This window comes from Marinobacterium rhizophilum, from assembly GCF_024397915.1.
GTDB lineage: Bacteria > Pseudomonadota > Gammaproteobacteria > Pseudomonadales > Balneatricaceae > Marinobacterium_A > Marinobacterium_A rhizophilum_A.
Genome location: NZ_CP073347.1, coordinates 1,102,902 through 1,117,849 on the forward strand (window position 1 = coordinate 1,102,902; position 14,948 = coordinate 1,117,849).

Genomic DNA, 14,948 nt, shown 5'->3' on the forward strand with positions numbered 1-14,948 from the left:
CTTGGGGTTGGGGTATTGAGGTTATTGTCGCCGCCTTCAGCGCCCGGGATCAGCGCGTATCAGGCCGGCAGTACTACTGCGCTGTCCAGGCGCCGTCGATCGGCAGGGCCGCACCGGTAATGGCAGCGGCGGCATCCGAACAGAGAAACAGGATCATCGCGCCAATGGCCGCCGGATCAATCAGCGAGGGATAGGGTGTCTTGGTATGCAGCAGGCCAAGCCTCGATTCCTCGATCGAGACACCATGATCCCGGGCAAAGGTTTCGATCTGATGATTCAGCAGCGGCGTATCGGTCCAGCCCGGGCAGATGGCATTGACCGTGATGCCATTGGCCGCCTGCTCCAGTGCAACGACCTTGGTAAGGCCGACCAGGCCATGCTTGGCGGCGCAATACGCCGCCTTGTTCGCCGACCCGACCAGGCCATGCACCGACGCCACATTGATGATGCGCCCCCAGCCGGCCTCTTCCATCGCCGGCAACGCCAGGCGCGTGGCATGAAAGGCGGCACTCAGGTTTACCGCCAGCACCTGGTCCCAGCGCTGCACCGGAAAATCCCGCGTCGGTGCGGTGAACTGGATACCGGCGTTGTTCACCAGAATACTGATGACTCCCAGCTGGTCGGCAGCCGCTGCAACCAGGTGCTCGACGCCCTCGGGGGTCGACAAGTCAGCGCTGACATAGCCGGCACGAACGCCAAACTCCTGTTCGATGCCTCGCGCCAGAGGCTCCCCCAGGTCTGCCCCTTCCAGTCCATGCAACATGACCTGCACGCCACTGGCGGCAAGTGCCTTTGCCGTCGCCAGACCAATACCACTGCTGGACCCTGTTACCAGCGCTGTTCTGCCCTTAAGCATGAAAATGTCTCCGTAGAATTTTTACAGGCACCAGGTCCCGTGAATCCGGGATCACCCGACAGGCACGGGAACGCCACCGCGGTGCGGACTGGTCAGATATTGCGTTTGAGAAGTGCCGGGCAGGGAGAGTGCCGGCCAAGGAGGCGCTGCGCGCAGCTGACGCCGAAGCGGGACTACCGAAACCCGCGCAAGGGATGAGTATCATGGTGAGGCTCGTATTTTGTTATTTTACGAACCTATTAAGCAGAACCCGGGCCAAAAACTATAAATTATTGATATTTATTAATTTTATTAAATTTAATAATAATCAGGACCCCGATCTGTCTTTATTACAAGACAGCGACTGTCTTGTTTTATGTACAGCACTGTCTTAAATTCAGTACAGACGAACTGGACGAGATCAACACGATGGGGCAATGGGATGAAACGGCACAGCGCCGTATCAAGAAACAGGCGCTGACATTCTTTACCGAATCCTTTGAACAGTTCTATGAGCACTCGATCGCGGTGGACAAGCACTGCAACATCACCTGGATCAGCGAGTCCTATGGCCGCTTTCTCAAGCTGAAGGCCTCCCCCATTGGCCAGCACATCAGCTCGATCATCCCCGGCAGCTACCTGCCGGACGTTATCTCCACGGGCGTGCCGATATTTCTCGACCTGCTGTATCTGAACAACCAGTGGATAGTTGTCAGCGTGTTTCCGCTGCAGGACGAAGACGGCAACATAGTCGGCGGCTTCGGCTTTGTGGCCAGTGAAAGCATCGAGCGCATCAATCCGTTACTCAGCAAATACAACAGCCTGCAAAGCCAGCTGCGCGACGCCCGCAACAAGCTCGCGCTGGAACGCAATTCCCGCTACCACCTGTCCCAGATCATCGGCCGCAGCGATGCGCTGCAGGCGGTGCGCAAGCAGGTTCGACAGGCCGCCCGGTTCGACATTTCGGTGCTGCTCACCGGCGAAACCGGCACCGGCAAGGAGCTGTTCGCCCATGCGCTGCACGACCTGTCTGCCCGCAATACCGCGCCCTTTGTCAGCCTGAACGTCGCCGCGGTGCCGGACAACCTCATAGAGGCGGAGTTCTTTGGCGTGGCGCCCGGCGCCTATACGGGTGCTGCCAAAAACGGTCGCATCGGCAAGTTCGAGCTGGCCCACGGCGGCACCCTGTTTCTGGACGAGATTGGCGACATGCCGCTGGACCTGCAGGCCAAGCTGCTACGGGTACTGCAGGAGCAGGAATTTGAGCCCATCGGTTCCAACCAGCTGAAGAAGGCCGATGTCCGCATTGTGGCCGCCACCAGCTTGAACCTGCTGGAAATGGTGGAAAATGGCCGCTTTCGGGCCGACCTCTACTATCGACTCAGCACCTTTCCCATACACCTGCCGCCCCTGCGCGCACGCCTGACTGACATCGAGGCGTTGTGCGAGAGCTTTATTGACCAGATCACCCTCAAACTGGGTATTCCGGCCAAGGCACTGACAGCGGATGCACTGCAACTGCTCAGCCGGCAATCCTGGCCCGGCAATATCCGCGAGCTGCACAACGTGATTGAACGCGCCTGTGTGCTCAGTGATAGCGCCGAAATCGACGCCGCCAGCCTGCTGCCCTTTCTGCCCCGGCCTACGCCAGCTCCGCCCGCCGCTGTGATCGACAGCCCACCCGGCCAGCCCAGACTGCACGCGCCCGTCACCCTGGCCGAGGCCACGCGCGCGGCCGAGCGTACCGCAATCATTGATGCATTGGCTTACTGCCACGGCAGCAAAACCGCCGCCGCCAAAATGCTCGGCATATCCCGGGCCAACCTCTACGACAAACTGAAGAAAATCAGCTGAGCCCTGTGAACAGGCGACCGATTCCCCCGGCGATTCGGCACCGGGTAAACCGCCTCCGGCAAATACAATCAGATATTCAGCAGCCTGCCAGGCCCACAATGCCTGCCCCATAATGCGCTGCTTGCAGCACGACGACAGCGTGCACAGCGCCTCGCGGCCAGAGCCTATTACAATAATTTGCAATGCAAATTATTTAACACCCAAAAAACGGAATTTTCGGACATAAACAGCCAATTAGGCGGCAAGTTACATAAATTAAGCATCCATTTGCGAAACATATTCGCCTTCTTTAAGATATAAATCCCATTTTGAGGCACTACGGAGAGTCCTATGGTTCGCATATTTAGCGCCCTGGTACTGAGTTGCGTCAGCGCGATCAGCCTGGCGGATACCCTGGACGATGCGAAAGCATCCGGCACGCTCACGCTGGCGGTCGCCAACGAAATTCCCTACGGCTACCTGGATTCCGATGGCGAAGCCAAAGGCGAGGCACCGACCATCGCACTGCATACGCTCGATGCACTGGGTATCGACAATGTCGAGGTTCTGGTGACCGAATTTGGTTCGCTTATCCCGGGGCTCAAGGCGGGACGCTTTGATGTCATCGCCGCCGGCATGTACATCAACCCAAAGCGCTGCGAGCAGATTCTGTTCTCCAATCCCACCTACACCATTGGCGAAGGTTTCCTGGTTAAAACCGGCAATCCGCTGGCACTCCATGGCTATGAAGACATCAAGGCCAACACCGAACTGAAACTCGGCGTAATGGCGGGCGCTGTCGAGTTTGGCTATGCCAAGGATTTTGGCATCGCACTGGACCAGATTATCACCCTGCCGGACTATCCCAGCGGTGTCGCCGCGCTCAAAACAGGCCGGGTTGATGCCCTGGCCGGCACAGTCCTGACCATGGCGGAACTGGGCAGCAAAAGCGATGCGGTCGAACTGGCCCAGCCATTCGAGGATCTGGTGATCAACGGCGAAAAGATCAATGGCTACGGCGGCTTCGGCTTTCGCCCCGGTGACGAACGCCTGCGCGACGCCTTTAACACGCACCTGGCCGGCCTGATAGGCTCACCGGAACATGTCGCCATGGTCGAGCCCTACGGGTTTGGCACCCATACCCTCCCCGGTGATGTCACCGCCGCGCAGCTTTGCACCCCCTGAGGGGCGGCAACAGCCTCTGAAAAGTTCCGCCCTGGTCGATGAGCATCGCTTCAGCGGCAAGGTGCGGAGCCTGGAAGGCCTGGCCGATCATGAGTCGATCGACGCCACGCCCGACAGGCTCCCAACGACACCGTCTCGCAAGGAGACTCAATGCCCTTAAATGAAATACTGGACGTGCTGCTAGGCGGCGCCATGGTAACGATAAAGATCGTGATCATGGCGCTGCCACTGGCAGCCCTGATGGCGTTCGCCGCCGGCCTGATGCGCCTGAGCGAGCAACCTCTGCTGCGGGGACTGGCCGTTATCTACATGGAGTTTTTCCGTGGTACCTCTGCCCTGATCCAGCTCTACTGGATCTATTTCGTGCTGCCGCTGTTCGGCATCAGCATTGATGCCATTACCGCAGGCGTGGTCGCGCTGGGGTTGAATATCGGTGCCTATGGTTCTGAAGTGGTGCGTGGCGGATTGCTGTCCATCGACAAGGGCCAGACGGAAGCCGCCATTGCCCTGAACTTTACCCCCCGTCAGCGCCTGTGGCGCATCCTTCTGCCCCAGGCGCTGGTAGGCATGATGCCGCCCTTTGGCAATCTGGCGATAGAACTGGTCAAGGCCACCTCCCTGGTCAGCCTTATCACCATTGCCGATCTGACCTACCGCGCCAAGTCACTGGCCGACATGACCCTGCAGGTCGAGCAGATATTCGCCCTGGTGCTGGTGTTCTACTTCCTCATGGCCCAGGTACTGACCCTGGGCATTCGCGCGCTGGAGAAACGCCTGGGCAAAGGCATGCAGCGTGGAGGCCTGACATGACACACGGTCACCCGCCGTCTCAGGCCCTCTCCAGGGCGTTCGAAGCCTGGCCTGCCAGTGTCGCTAACCCGCGCCTGGAGGTGCAGTCTTGATCGAGTTTAACTGGGACTGGGCTTTTGCCTGGGAAGTGCTGCCGCTGCTGCTGGACGCCTGTCTGGTCACTCTGCAGGCCACCCTGTTCGGCAGCCTGCTGGCCATCGCCACAGGCCTGATCCTGGCGCTGTTGCGCCGAAGCCGCTTCAAGACCCTGTCCTACAGCGCCTACTGGTGGATGGAGTTTGTCCGCAGCACGCCGCTACTGGTGCAAATTTACTTCCTCTATTACGTAGCCCCCGAGTGGGGCCTCAGCCTGTCGCCGATGATGACGGGGGTGATCGCACTGGGGCTGCATTACGGTGCCTACCTGTCGGAAGTCTTTCGCAGCGGCATCGACGGCGTCGACAGGGGGCAGTGGGAAGCGTCCATCGCGCTCAATCTGTCGCCGTACCGCACCTACCGCGACGTGATTCTGCCCCAGGCATTGCGGTCAATGATCCCCGCCAGCGGCAATTACATCATCGCCATGTTCAAGGAAACGCCGCAGCTATCGGCCATAACCCTGCTGGAAATGCTGCAACTGGCCAAAATCATGGGCTCGGAGAATTTCCGTTACCTGGAACCCTTTACCCTGGTCGGCCTGATTTATCTGGTACTGAGCCTTGTCGCCAGTGCCGGGGTCCGCCAGGCCGAGCGCCGTTTTCCGAAAGAAGGATTTACCCTCTCATGAGTGAGTACGCCATCGAGTTCGACAACGTCACCAAGAAGTTCGGTGACAAGGTGCTGTTCGAGAACTTCAATCTGAACATCAGGAAAAACGAGGTCGTGTCCATTATCGGCTCCAGCGGGTCGGGCAAGTCCACCCTGCTGCGCATTCTGATGACACTGGAGAATATCGACGGCGGCCGGGTCATGGTTCAGGGTGAGCCGCTGTGGCACCGCCTGCACAAGGGCAATTGGCTGCCTGCGGACGAGCGTCACCTGCATCGCATGCGCGGCAAACTCGGCATGGTGTTCCAGCATTTCAACCTGTTCCCGCACATGACGGTGCTGCGCAATATTACCGAAGCCCCCATGCATGTGCTCGGGCAATCACGGGAAGACGCCCGCGCCCAGGCCATGGAACTGCTGCGCATGGTCGGCCTGGAGGACAAGGCCCAGGCCTATCCCGCGGAGCTGTCCGGCGGCCAGAAACAGCGCGTTGGCATCGCCCGGGCGCTGGCGATGAAACCCGACATCCTGCTGCTGGATGAGATCACCTCGGCGCTGGACCCGGAGTTGGTGGACGAAGTGCTGGAAGTCATCCGCAAGCTTGCCGCTGAAGACGCCTTCACCATGATACTCGTCACCCACGAGATGTATTTCGCCCGGGAAATCAGCGACCGGGTGTGCTTTTTCGATGCCGGCAAGGTACTGGAGGAAGGGCCTCCGGAGCGCATCTTCAATACGCCCGAGCATGAGCGCACCCGGGCCTTCCTCAATTCCTTCCTCAAGGTGTAGCGGGTAACCTGCCTGCCCGGCGGCGACGTTCGCAACCACAAGGCCCGCCGCAGCACTGCTGCGACGGCCTTTTCGTGCAGGCGCCTTTTTTGGGGCGGGGAGGCGTAAGGACTAGTCTTCGAGCTGCTTGAGCTTGCGGTAAAGAGTGGCACGGCTGATGCCCAGGGTCGCGGCCGCTGCCGAGATATTGCCCTGGTGACGGGCCAGCACGTCCCGTATCTGCGTCAGTTCGTTCTCCTTCAGGCTGCCCGCCGCCGAGCAGCGCGGTGCCAGCAGGTCATCGAGAAAGTCATCGCTCAGGTGATCCGTGCCAATACAGCCCTCACCCGGTTCCAGCAGCGCCACCGCCGTTTTTAACACCATTTCCAGCTGGCGAATATTGCCGGGCCAGTGAAAGGCCGCGAACAGCTGCTGCACCTCGGTATCCAGGGTTACGCCGCCAGCCCCCAGGCGCTGCAGCAGTTGGCCCGTGAGCGCATCCAAATCCGTGCGTTCACGCAGCGCCGGCAGGCGCACTGCGACGCCATTGAGGCGATAGAACAGGTCTTCGCGAAAATCACCGTCGCGCACGCGCTGTTTCAGGTCATGGTGGGTGGCACAGATCAGTGCGATATCCAGGCGAACTTCCTCGCCGCCCCCAAGCGGGGCGACACAGCGCTCCTGCAGCACCCGCAGCAAACGTGCCTGCAGCGCCACCGGCATGTCGCCGATTTCGTCGAGAAACAGGGTGCCGCCGTTGGCCTGCTGAAAACGCCCCACCATGCCGCCCTTGCGCGAGCCGGTAAAGGCGCCTTCCCGGTAGCCGAAAAGCTCGGATTCGATCAGTCCTTCAGGAATGGCAGCACAGTTCACGGCCACAAAGGGCTTGGCGGCCCGGGCGCTGTTTTGGTGCAGCGCCCGGGCAATCACTTCCTTGCCGGTACCGGTCTCGCCGTTAAGCAGTACCGGCACATCCGCCATCAGCGCCCGCGGCCCGATGCGCAGCGCCCGTGCCAGGCGGACATCACCGCCGGACAGCTCTGCCAGGTCCGGCGTGCCGGGCCGGGCCTGCGCCGGGCTGCGATTAAAGCTGGGCTGGCGCAGCCCCGGCAACGCTCGCGGGAACTGCAGCAACTCACAGAAGAGCTCACCGGCACGGGTTTGCAGGCTGCCGACACCGTCGCGCAAGCGCAGCGACAACAGGGTTTCGATAGGCTCACCGAGCACCTCCTCCACGGCCCGTCCCACCAGCCGGCGACGCGCCGTACCCAGCAGCTGGCAAGCCTGCTCGTTCAGTGCCTGGATGCGACCGTCCAGGGTAATGGCCAACAGACCATGCCACACCGACCCCAGGTACTGGCGGCGACTGTGGAAGGCCAGCAACAGCAGGTCGGGACAGGCGCTGGCAAAGAGGCGGTTTTCGATACTCTGCGCCGCCAGCTGAACGATACCCAGGCTGTCCTGGGGCTGGATCAGCTGGCCTTCGCGGGTCATGTCCAGCACCGCCACAACGCGGCCATCGGCACCGTAAATGGGTGCCGAGGTACAGGAAAAATGGGTGACGGAATCAAGGAAGTGTTCGCTGCAGTTCACCAGCGTGGGCCTGGCATCAATAATGGCCGTGCCCAGGCCGTTGGTCCCCCGGGCCTGTTCGCTCCAGCAGGCCCCCGGCACCAGCCCGAAACGCTCGCGCAGCGACTTGTCGGCATAGCCCTCTGTGGTGAGGATGGTGGCATCGGCGTTGGCCAGCATCACGACACCGGTACTGCCTACCTGGCGGCTGAGTTGCTCCATCTCGGGTGCAGCGAGCTGGATCAGGTCCTGGTGCTGATCCAGCAGTTCGTGCAGACCCGCCACCCGGGTATCGGCGTCGAAAGGGCCGCGCAGGCTCAGGCCGGCGCCAACGCTGCGACGCCATGAAGCCTCGATTTCGCCCCGCAACAGCCCCGCCGGCACTTCACCGCACTCGAGCAGGCGACTGCGTGCAATACGGATACCCTGCTGGGGGTCTTCTTCCAGGGTGGGATGGAGTTTGGGATGCATCGCGGCGCCTCATGGACATTATCGTTGTTCTTGTCGGCGAGTGCGGCGGTCAGCCGCAACGGCATGACTCGAATTTACCACAGCGCTTTGAAAGACGCGAAACCGGCCCGGGCATAACGCCGGGGCCGGTGGGTTAACACGCAATAGCTGACAGTCAGTGAACGAAGATCTGCGCCGTGGAGATGGCCATGTCACCGCCGGGCAGTTCGATATTGCCGAGCTTTTCCAGGCTGTCGGCATCATAGATGGCGACATCATTGTAGGTGCCACCCAGGTAAATTTTACTGCCCGCACGGTTGATGGCGATGCAGTAGTAGGAGTGGTCCAGTTCCGCCGCCTTGATCAGCTCCTGCTTGTCGATATCGTACTTGGTCAGCCGATTCAGCACCCCGTACATCAGGTTGGGGTCCCTGGGCGAGCGGGTGCCACTGAAATACACCTCGGTGATGGGTCCGAAGTCCCGGGTTTCGGTTTCACCGGTCTGCAGGTTCACATTCATGTAGCCCCAGAGCCAGTCAGCGGTGTCCGGATTCTGCGTCTCGTCCTGAAACCTCGCGGTGGTATACAGAATGGTGAAGTCCTGGGTCGCTGTCTGGATCGGCCAGACACTCAGTACATCCGGCTGGGTGTAGTTGGGGCGCGTCCAGTTGCGACTGGCTATGGCCGTGGTGCGCTCGCCGGTCTGCACATCCACCTTGTAGATATCGGCACCGGCCATGTACAGGCTGCCATCAGCGCCAGTCTGCATGATGGTGACCTGGCGCGGCGCTTCGAAAGTCCGCACCGGTTTCGCATCCAGGCCCGCATCGGCCCGGTACACGGCCAGGCGCGGCGCCTGTACACGGTAGTGATCGCGGTTCAGGATGGTCGGATTCTGGATTGCGTACACCTCGTCCCCATCCGGGCTGACGGCAAACGAGAAAATGGACTTGGTACGCTCGTTCGGCGCCTGGGACATGGCGGCATGGAACACCACCTCGCAGCTATCCAGGTTCACGCCGTACAGGTCTTCGTAATGGTTGTTGAGCACGTAGGCCGTCTGGCCATCCGGCGCCATCTGGATGGCTCCCGGACCGAAGTCATCGGGCATGTCGCAGCTTTTGTAAATCGTATCGCTGGCCAGGTCCAGTACGTGCAGGTTGTTGGGGTAGTTGGCCACGACCATGTATTCATGGCCCTCTTGCAGCGCGGGACCCACGGCCAGGCTTGCCTGGCTGAATCCGGCCAGGGCCGTGAAGCACGCCGTCACGCCCAGGGCTGCGGCGCGGTGCATCAGCTGTTTTTTCTTCATTATTCTGCTCCGTCCGGCGGTTATTTGTCTTTGGGGAACACGGTGCCCAGGTTGCGCCAGTCGTCCTTGGAGTTCATGGCGTCCTTGTTCCAGTCGGGGTAGGTGTTCATCATGTCCGGCACCTGGGCCGGCCACCAGCAGGGGTCGGCGCAGCCATAGAGGTCGGATTCCATGGGCTGGCACAGGGAGGTGACCGAGCCAAAGGCATCGATCTCCCAGCCCGGGTCCGTGGTCGCAGTGCAGCCGGCCAGGGAGCTCATGGCCATTACATCCTCGACGGCATCGTCATCCACCGCATCGGTCAGCAGTTGCGCTTTATTGTTGATTGCTCGCAAGTGTTTCATCGTTATTCTCCGTTACCGGCACCCCTTCGCAGGCGCCGGGATACAGGGCTCAGTGGGCCTGGCGCGGCGTAATGTACTGGTCGATAAAGGCCGGATTCGCGGCCATGATCCGGCTGTACACCTGAATACCGAAATCCACCCAATCGCGCATCAGGTCACAGTAGTGATAGGTCGGATGGGCCGGATCGCCATAGCGGGCGTAGCTTTCGTGGTAGCAGCCGCCGGAGCACAGGTTGCGGATACGGCAATCGTGACAGCCGGTATCAGTGCGATCCAGCCGCTGCGACAGGAAGTCGCCCAGCTGGGCGTGCTGTACGCCCTCGCGCACATTGCCGAAGGTCGGCAGGCTTGAGCCGGTGAAGCGGTGGCACAGGTTCAGCTCGCCCTCGTGATCCACCGCCAGCATCTTCAGGCCGGCACCGCAGGGCAACGCTTTCTTGTGCCCCTCATGGATATCGGTAATCAGCTGATGCAGGTTCGAAAAGCCGATATTGCGATGCTCCAGTGCCGCCTCGAGGTAACGTGCCCCCAGGCGCTTCATGCTGGCGAACACCTCGATCAGCTCCTCGCCACTGAGATTGAAGTCACTGATATCGCCGGAGGTCACAGGCGCAAAGCCGACCTCGGCAAAGCCCAGTTCATTGAACAGGTGATCCCAGATCTGCTCGACATCGGTGATCCCCCGGGTCAGAGTCACGCGGGCGCCCACCGGACGCGAGTCATAGCGCTTGAGCAGCCACTCGACCTTGCGCCGCACCACATCGTAGGTGCCATTGCCGCCCACGGTAATGCGGTTCTTGTCGTGGATGGCCTTGGGACCATCGATACTCACCGACAGGCCAAAGCGATGGGCATTCAGCCAGTCGATGGTGTCTTCGTTGAGCAGGGTCGCATTGGTGGTCATGACGAACTCCACCCGCTTGCCCAGCTCGGCAAAACGGGCTTCGCAGAATTCCACCATCTGCTCGATCAGCGGCCGGTTGCTCAGGGGCTCGCCCCCGAAGAACACGATGGTGTAGACCTTTTCATCCGGTGACTCGCGGATCAGCATTTCCACCGAGTCCCTGGCCGTCTCGAAGGTCATGCGCTTGCCGGCCGACGGCGTATCCAGGTCTTCCTTGTAGCAGTAGGTGCAACTCAGGTTGCAGCCGGTATTGACGTTCAGTACCAGGGTGGTCAGCGGAAACTGATCCACCCGTCGCGTGCCGATTTCGTCGGTCAACGGCGAGCCGTCGTTGATCAGCTCCAGCGCCTTGAGCTCGCGCAGGGTATCGCTGATATCCTGCTGCGGGTAACGCCCGTCAAGGCGCCCCATCAGCTCGGACGGCAGCTGCGCCTGTTCACGCAGCAGATCGATAATGTCGCCACAGGCCCCATCCAGGGCAAACAGCGAGCTGGTGGGAATATGGAACAACATGCGGTCATCACCGACCTGCACTTCATGCAAATTGCGTTCAACGAGATTGAATCGTGCGCCCATGGGTGCATCCTCTAGTAGAGGTTAGTGTTGCGGATTCGCGTCTGTCACCTCGCCGTTCTCACGGGATCGGCGGGTTGTTCCAGCGCTGCACCGTCACGATCATCTGTGCACTGCCGCTCAGGCTCTGGCCGTCCTGCTCTACACTGGCCACGACCTTGAGGTTACCGGCATTGTTGGTACTCATGCGCCGCTCCGGGTTAGGCCCGGCAGCGCCCGGGGTAAAGCGCCCGGTCACGGCATCGATCACCCCGGCAAAGCGGGTGTCTTCGTCTTCTTCTGCGCGGGCATCAAAAGGCTCCACCGACCAGCGGGCCGGCACGATACCGATACGGTAGTCATCCTCGGTGTTGGCGATGCCATCGCTACCGGCAGCCCAGGCTTCGGCGTCGAACAGGCCATAGACCCTGGGTGTCGAACTGCCATTGCCGCCGATGCGTGACACGCTATATTCCGGTAATACCCGGATACGGGCAATGCTGTCGTACAGGCTGAGCGTGACCGCACCACTGCTGCCCACCCGTACTTCGCGCAGCCCGGTGGCATCGGCGGCGGCCCGCACACGCACGCGAAGGGTACCGGCGTTGCGCTCCAGCACTTCTTCCAGCGTTACGCCCTCGCCCAGCTCGATGTCACCTTCCAGGTCCGCGCCCACCAGGGTGAGTTCCGTACTGCTGCCGGCCTTGAGGTAGCCCGGCTGTACCGCGAGCAACTGTGGCTGGTCGCCGCCAAGGCGGGCGCCGCTGATATCAAAACCCACTTCGTCGTGCTCGGTTTCAAACATGCGCCCACTGAGGCGATCCCCCTGCAGCGCGAACACCTGGCGCATGGCAACACCGTCGATATCGAGATCGCCGCGCCATTCGTAACCGGTATAGACAATGGCCTGCCCTGCCCCTTTTAACGCGGTGCCATCGGCGTACTGGCCCTCGAGCTCAAGGCTGTAGAGGTCATCACCGCTGCGGCTGACACTGAGAGTCGCGTGCATTTCGCCGCGCCCCGGTATCTGGCCCGCGAGGCGCCACTGCCCGACAGGGTCGGCCTTGGCGCTGGCCTGCCAGCTCGTCCAGGCATCGGATTCCAGTGCATAGGTCTCGGCCAGTTCCGGCACCATCTTGTCCAGCGCCAGGTTCAGCCAGTCACGGTCCCGCCCCAGGGCCTGGTACTCGGTGGTGGGCCACTGGCCCAGGTGAAAGTGAACCAGGTGCTCCCATTCCGGCGCAGGCCGACGCTGCAGCGCCACCCGGGCGCCGGAGTGGCAACGGGCGCAGGTCTGGGTAAAGGCGTCAGATTCGAAACTTTCCATGGTATTCAGGCGCCGTTCCAGCGCATAGCGGGCGCCGGCGGTTTCACTGGGGGCCAGACCCTGGCGGTCCGCCAGGTATTTCACCAGGGTGCGGCGGTCCTCATCGCTGATCTGCAAGCCGTGCATGACCTGCATGCGGGCGATGGACATGAGCCAGCCCTCGGGCGTCTTGCGCTGATGACTGATACGGCTCCACTCGCCATCGGGCTCGGCCGTATGACAGGCAGCGCAGGTTTGTCCCATGATGGTTTGGGCATCGCTTTGAGCCAGCGCCGGCGTACAGGCCAGGGCGGCGGCCAGGGGCAGCAGGCGCCACCTCAGGTGCAGACGTGCATAATTTTTATTCAAGGTCAGACCTCCTTATTGCGTGGTCATGCAGAAGCACTGGAACAGGTGCACAGCGGCGGCCCGCTCCTTTGTCAAAACTAACAGCACGGTCCGTGCCACCAGAACAAAAACATTATTTATCAATAAGTTAACGATTTTAAGCTACGGGATAACCCTGATCTCAGGCGGAATCGGCTGTCTTAATCCGCGACAACTGTTACAAACTGATACAAGTGTAGCTGCCCTGGTAGCAGGGCGGCCCCTGTCCGGCCCTGCTTCAAATTTTAACGCCCGTCTCAAATTGTGACACAAGCCACGCCAGCCCCAAGCGCCCCGCTCCGCCCATCCAGCCAAATTAATTCTTTAAAAACAACGCGATAAACAACAACTCCCAGTCTGGCATGGCTGTTGCGATAGTCCCGCTGACACCGACACAACAACAAAGGTTAAGTGCAATGAGCTCCTATACCCTGCGTGCCGATACTGCGGCCTTTATCGATAAGCCCCACCAGCTTCTGATTGGCGACCGACGTCCCGAAGCCTGCAACCAGCAGCGCATCGATGTGCTCAACCCCGCCACCGGCAAGCTGCTCACCAGCGTAGCCGCCGCCGGCAAGGCCGATGTCGATGCGGCGGTGGCCTGTGCAAGGCGCACCTTCGACGACTCCCCCTGGAGCCGCATGAAGCCGGCCGAACGCGAGCTGCTGCTGTGGCGGTTTGCCGACCTGGTGGAAAAGAACGCCGACATGCTGGCCGAGCTCGAGTGCATGGATAACGGCAAAAGCCTGGGCATCGCCCGCGCGGTGGATATCCAGTTGGGCATCAACTTCATGCGCTACATGGCCGGCTGGGCCACCAAGATCGAAGGCAGCAGCGTTAATGTCTCCATGCCCTTTATGCCCGACGGCCAGTTCCATGGCTACACAAGGCGCGAACCGCTGGGCGTTGTTGGCGCCATCGTCGCCTGGAATTTCCCGCTGCTGCTGGCCATCTGGAAGATTGCACCGGCCCTGGCCACCGGCTGCACCGTTGTGCTCAAGCCCGCCGAAGACACGCCGCTCAGCGCCCTGAAACTGGCAGAGCTTGCATTGGAGGCCGGCTACCCGCCGGGCGTACTGAACGTGGTCACGGGCCTGGGCCAGGACGCGGGCGCCGCGCTGTCGGGTCATCCCGATATAGACAAGCTGACCTTTACCGGCTCGACCCCGGTGGGCAAGATGATTGGCAAGGCGGCAATGGATACCATGACCCGCGTAACGCTGGAGCTGGGCGGTAAGTCTCCCACCATCGTGCTGCCGGACGCGGACCTGGCCAGTGCCGCCCAGGGCGCGGCCAACGCGATCTTCTTTAACCAGGGCCAGGTGTGCTGCGCCGGCTCGCGCCTGTACGTGCACCGCAAGCATTTTGACAATGTAGTCGCCGATATCAGCGGCATCGCCAGCGGCATTCGCCTGGGCAATGGCATGGACCCTGGCGTACAGATGGGACCGCTGGTTTCGGCCAAGCAGCAGCAGCGGGTATTTGGCTATATCGAGCAGGGCCGGGAAAGCGGTGCCTCCATTGCCGCCGGCGGCACCATGAGCGGCCCGGGCTTCTTCGTGACCCCCACCGTGATCGCCGATGTGGATCACCGCTCGCCGCTTGTGCAGGAAGAGATTTTTGGCCCCGTGCTGGTCGCCATGCCGTTTGATGATATCGACGAGGTCGTGCGCCTGGCGAACGACAGCCCCTATGGCCTGGGCGCCAGCATCTGGTCCAACGACCTGTCGGCGGTGCATCGCATGATCCCGCGGATCAAGTCCGGCAGTGTCTGGGTCAACTGCCACACGGCGCTGGACCCTGCCCTGCCGTTCGGTGGCTACAAGCAGTCGGGTCTTGGGCGCGAAATGGGTGCCGAAGTCATTCACCACTACACCGAGGTCAAGTCGGTGCTGATGCAGATCTGATCCCCGCCCGCGGCGGCGCTATACTGGAGGAAAAAT

12 protein-coding genes are annotated in these 14,948 nt (G+C 61.2%); 6 read left to right on the plus strand and 6 right to left on the minus strand.

Features of this window, described 5'->3' with window-relative positions; translation table 11 throughout:
* Positions 1 to 73: 73 nt before the first annotated feature.
* Positions 74 to 856, minus strand: coding sequence for a 3-hydroxybutyrate dehydrogenase (locus KDW95_RS04935; protein WP_255855163.1), 783 nt, complete (start codon positions 854 to 856; stop codon positions 74 to 76).
* Positions 857 to 1,204: 348 nt separating this feature from the next.
* On the opposite strand from KDW95_RS04935, the gene KDW95_RS04940 reads away from it, so the two are divergent.
* The 5 genes from KDW95_RS04940 (at position 1,205) to ehuA (ending at position 6,199) form a co-directional block, all read left to right on the plus strand.
* Entirely contained in the window at positions 1,205 to 2,689 is a 1,485-nt protein-coding gene (locus KDW95_RS04940; protein ID WP_255855164.1) for a sigma-54 interaction domain-containing protein, read from the plus strand.
* Positions 2,690 to 3,019: 330 nt separating this feature from the next.
* Entirely contained in the window at positions 3,020 to 3,853 is an 834-nt protein-coding gene (gene ehuB, locus KDW95_RS04945) for an ectoine/hydroxyectoine ABC transporter substrate-binding protein EhuB (RefSeq protein WP_255855165.1), read from the plus strand.
* Between the two features lie 150 nt (positions 3,854 to 4,003).
* On the plus strand, positions 4,004 to 4,663 hold the full coding sequence (gene ehuC / locus KDW95_RS04950) for an ectoine/hydroxyectoine ABC transporter permease subunit EhuC (protein ID WP_255855166.1): 660 nt from the start codon (positions 4,004 to 4,006) through the stop codon (positions 4,661 to 4,663).
* 88 nt (positions 4,664 to 4,751) lie between these two features.
* Complete coding sequence (gene ehuD / locus KDW95_RS04955) at positions 4,752 to 5,429, plus strand: ectoine/hydroxyectoine ABC transporter permease subunit EhuD (protein ID WP_255855167.1); 678 nt, start codon at positions 4,752 to 4,754, stop codon at positions 5,427 to 5,429.
* Complete coding sequence (gene ehuA, locus KDW95_RS04960) at positions 5,426 to 6,199, plus strand: ectoine/hydroxyectoine ABC transporter ATP-binding protein EhuA (RefSeq protein ID WP_255855168.1); 774 nt, start codon at positions 5,426 to 5,428, stop codon at positions 6,197 to 6,199. Before ehuD ends, ehuA begins: the two co-directional genes overlap by 4 nt.
* A 111-nt stretch (positions 6,200 to 6,310) precedes the next feature.
* Here the strand turns inward: ehuA and KDW95_RS04965 are convergent, their stop codons facing one another.
* The 5 genes from KDW95_RS04965 to peaA all read right to left on the minus strand — a co-directional run bounded on the left by KDW95_RS04965 (position 6,311) and on the right by peaA (position 12,987).
* Complete coding sequence (locus KDW95_RS04965; RefSeq protein ID WP_255855170.1) at positions 6,311 to 8,221, minus strand: sigma-54-dependent Fis family transcriptional regulator; 1,911 nt, start codon at positions 8,219 to 8,221, stop codon at positions 6,311 to 6,313.
* A 154-nt stretch (positions 8,222 to 8,375) separates the two neighbouring features.
* Positions 8,376 to 9,512, minus strand: a complete 1,137-nt coding sequence (gene peaD / locus KDW95_RS04970) for a quinohemoprotein amine dehydrogenase subunit beta (protein ID WP_255855171.1) — start codon at positions 9,510 to 9,512, stop codon at positions 8,376 to 8,378.
* 20 nt (positions 9,513 to 9,532) lie between these two features.
* Positions 9,533 to 9,856, minus strand: coding sequence for a quinohemoprotein amine dehydrogenase subunit gamma (gene qhpC / locus KDW95_RS04975; protein ID WP_255855172.1), 324 nt, complete (start codon positions 9,854 to 9,856; stop codon positions 9,533 to 9,535).
* Positions 9,857 to 9,905: 49 nt separating this feature from the next.
* Positions 9,906 to 11,336: a quinohemoprotein amine dehydrogenase maturation protein gene (peaB, locus tag KDW95_RS04980; protein ID WP_255855174.1), complete on the minus strand. Its 1,431-nt coding sequence runs from the start codon at positions 11,334 to 11,336 to the stop codon at positions 9,906 to 9,908.
* 58 nt (positions 11,337 to 11,394) lie between these two features.
* On the minus strand, positions 11,395 to 12,987 hold the full coding sequence (gene peaA / locus KDW95_RS04985) for a quinohemoprotein amine dehydrogenase subunit alpha (RefSeq protein WP_255855175.1): 1,593 nt from the start codon (positions 12,985 to 12,987) through the stop codon (positions 11,395 to 11,397).
* Positions 12,988 to 13,421: 434 nt separating this feature from the next.
* Between peaA and KDW95_RS04990 the strand changes: the two genes are divergently transcribed.
* Positions 13,422 to 14,912 (plus strand): aldehyde dehydrogenase family protein, encoded by a 1,491-nt coding sequence (locus tag KDW95_RS04990; protein ID WP_255855176.1) that lies wholly within the window; start codon positions 13,422 to 13,424, stop codon positions 14,910 to 14,912.
* Positions 14,913 to 14,948 lie beyond the last annotated feature (36 nt).

Bases quoted from the DNA above. Each gene is read 5' to 3' on its own strand.
- KDW95_RS04935 (WP_255855163.1), bottom strand. From the start codon at position 856: ATGCTTAAGGGCAGAACAGCGCTGGTAACAGGGTCCAGCAGTGGTATT.
- ehuB (WP_255855165.1), top strand. From the start codon at position 3,020: ATGGTTCGCATATTTAGCGCCCTGGTACTGAGTTGCGTCAGCGCGATC.
- ehuC (WP_255855166.1), top strand. From the start codon at position 4,004: ATGCCCTTAAATGAAATACTGGACGTGCTGCTAGGCGGCGCCATGGTA.
- ehuA (WP_255855168.1), top strand. From the start codon at position 5,426: ATGAGTGAGTACGCCATCGAGTTCGACAACGTCACCAAGAAGTTCGGT.
- KDW95_RS04965 (WP_255855170.1), bottom strand. From the start codon at position 8,221: ATGCATCCCAAACTCCATCCCACCCTGGAAGAAGACCCCCAGCAGGGT.
- peaD (WP_255855171.1), bottom strand. From the start codon at position 9,512: ATGAAGAAAAAACAGCTGATGCACCGCGCCGCAGCCCTGGGCGTGACG.
- qhpC (WP_255855172.1), bottom strand. From the start codon at position 9,856: ATGAAACACTTGCGAGCAATCAACAATAAAGCGCAACTGCTGACCGAT.
- peaB (WP_255855174.1), bottom strand. From the start codon at position 11,336: ATGGGCGCACGATTCAATCTCGTTGAACGCAATTTGCATGAAGTGCAG.
- KDW95_RS04990 (WP_255855176.1), top strand. From the start codon at position 13,422: ATGAGCTCCTATACCCTGCGTGCCGATACTGCGGCCTTTATCGATAAG.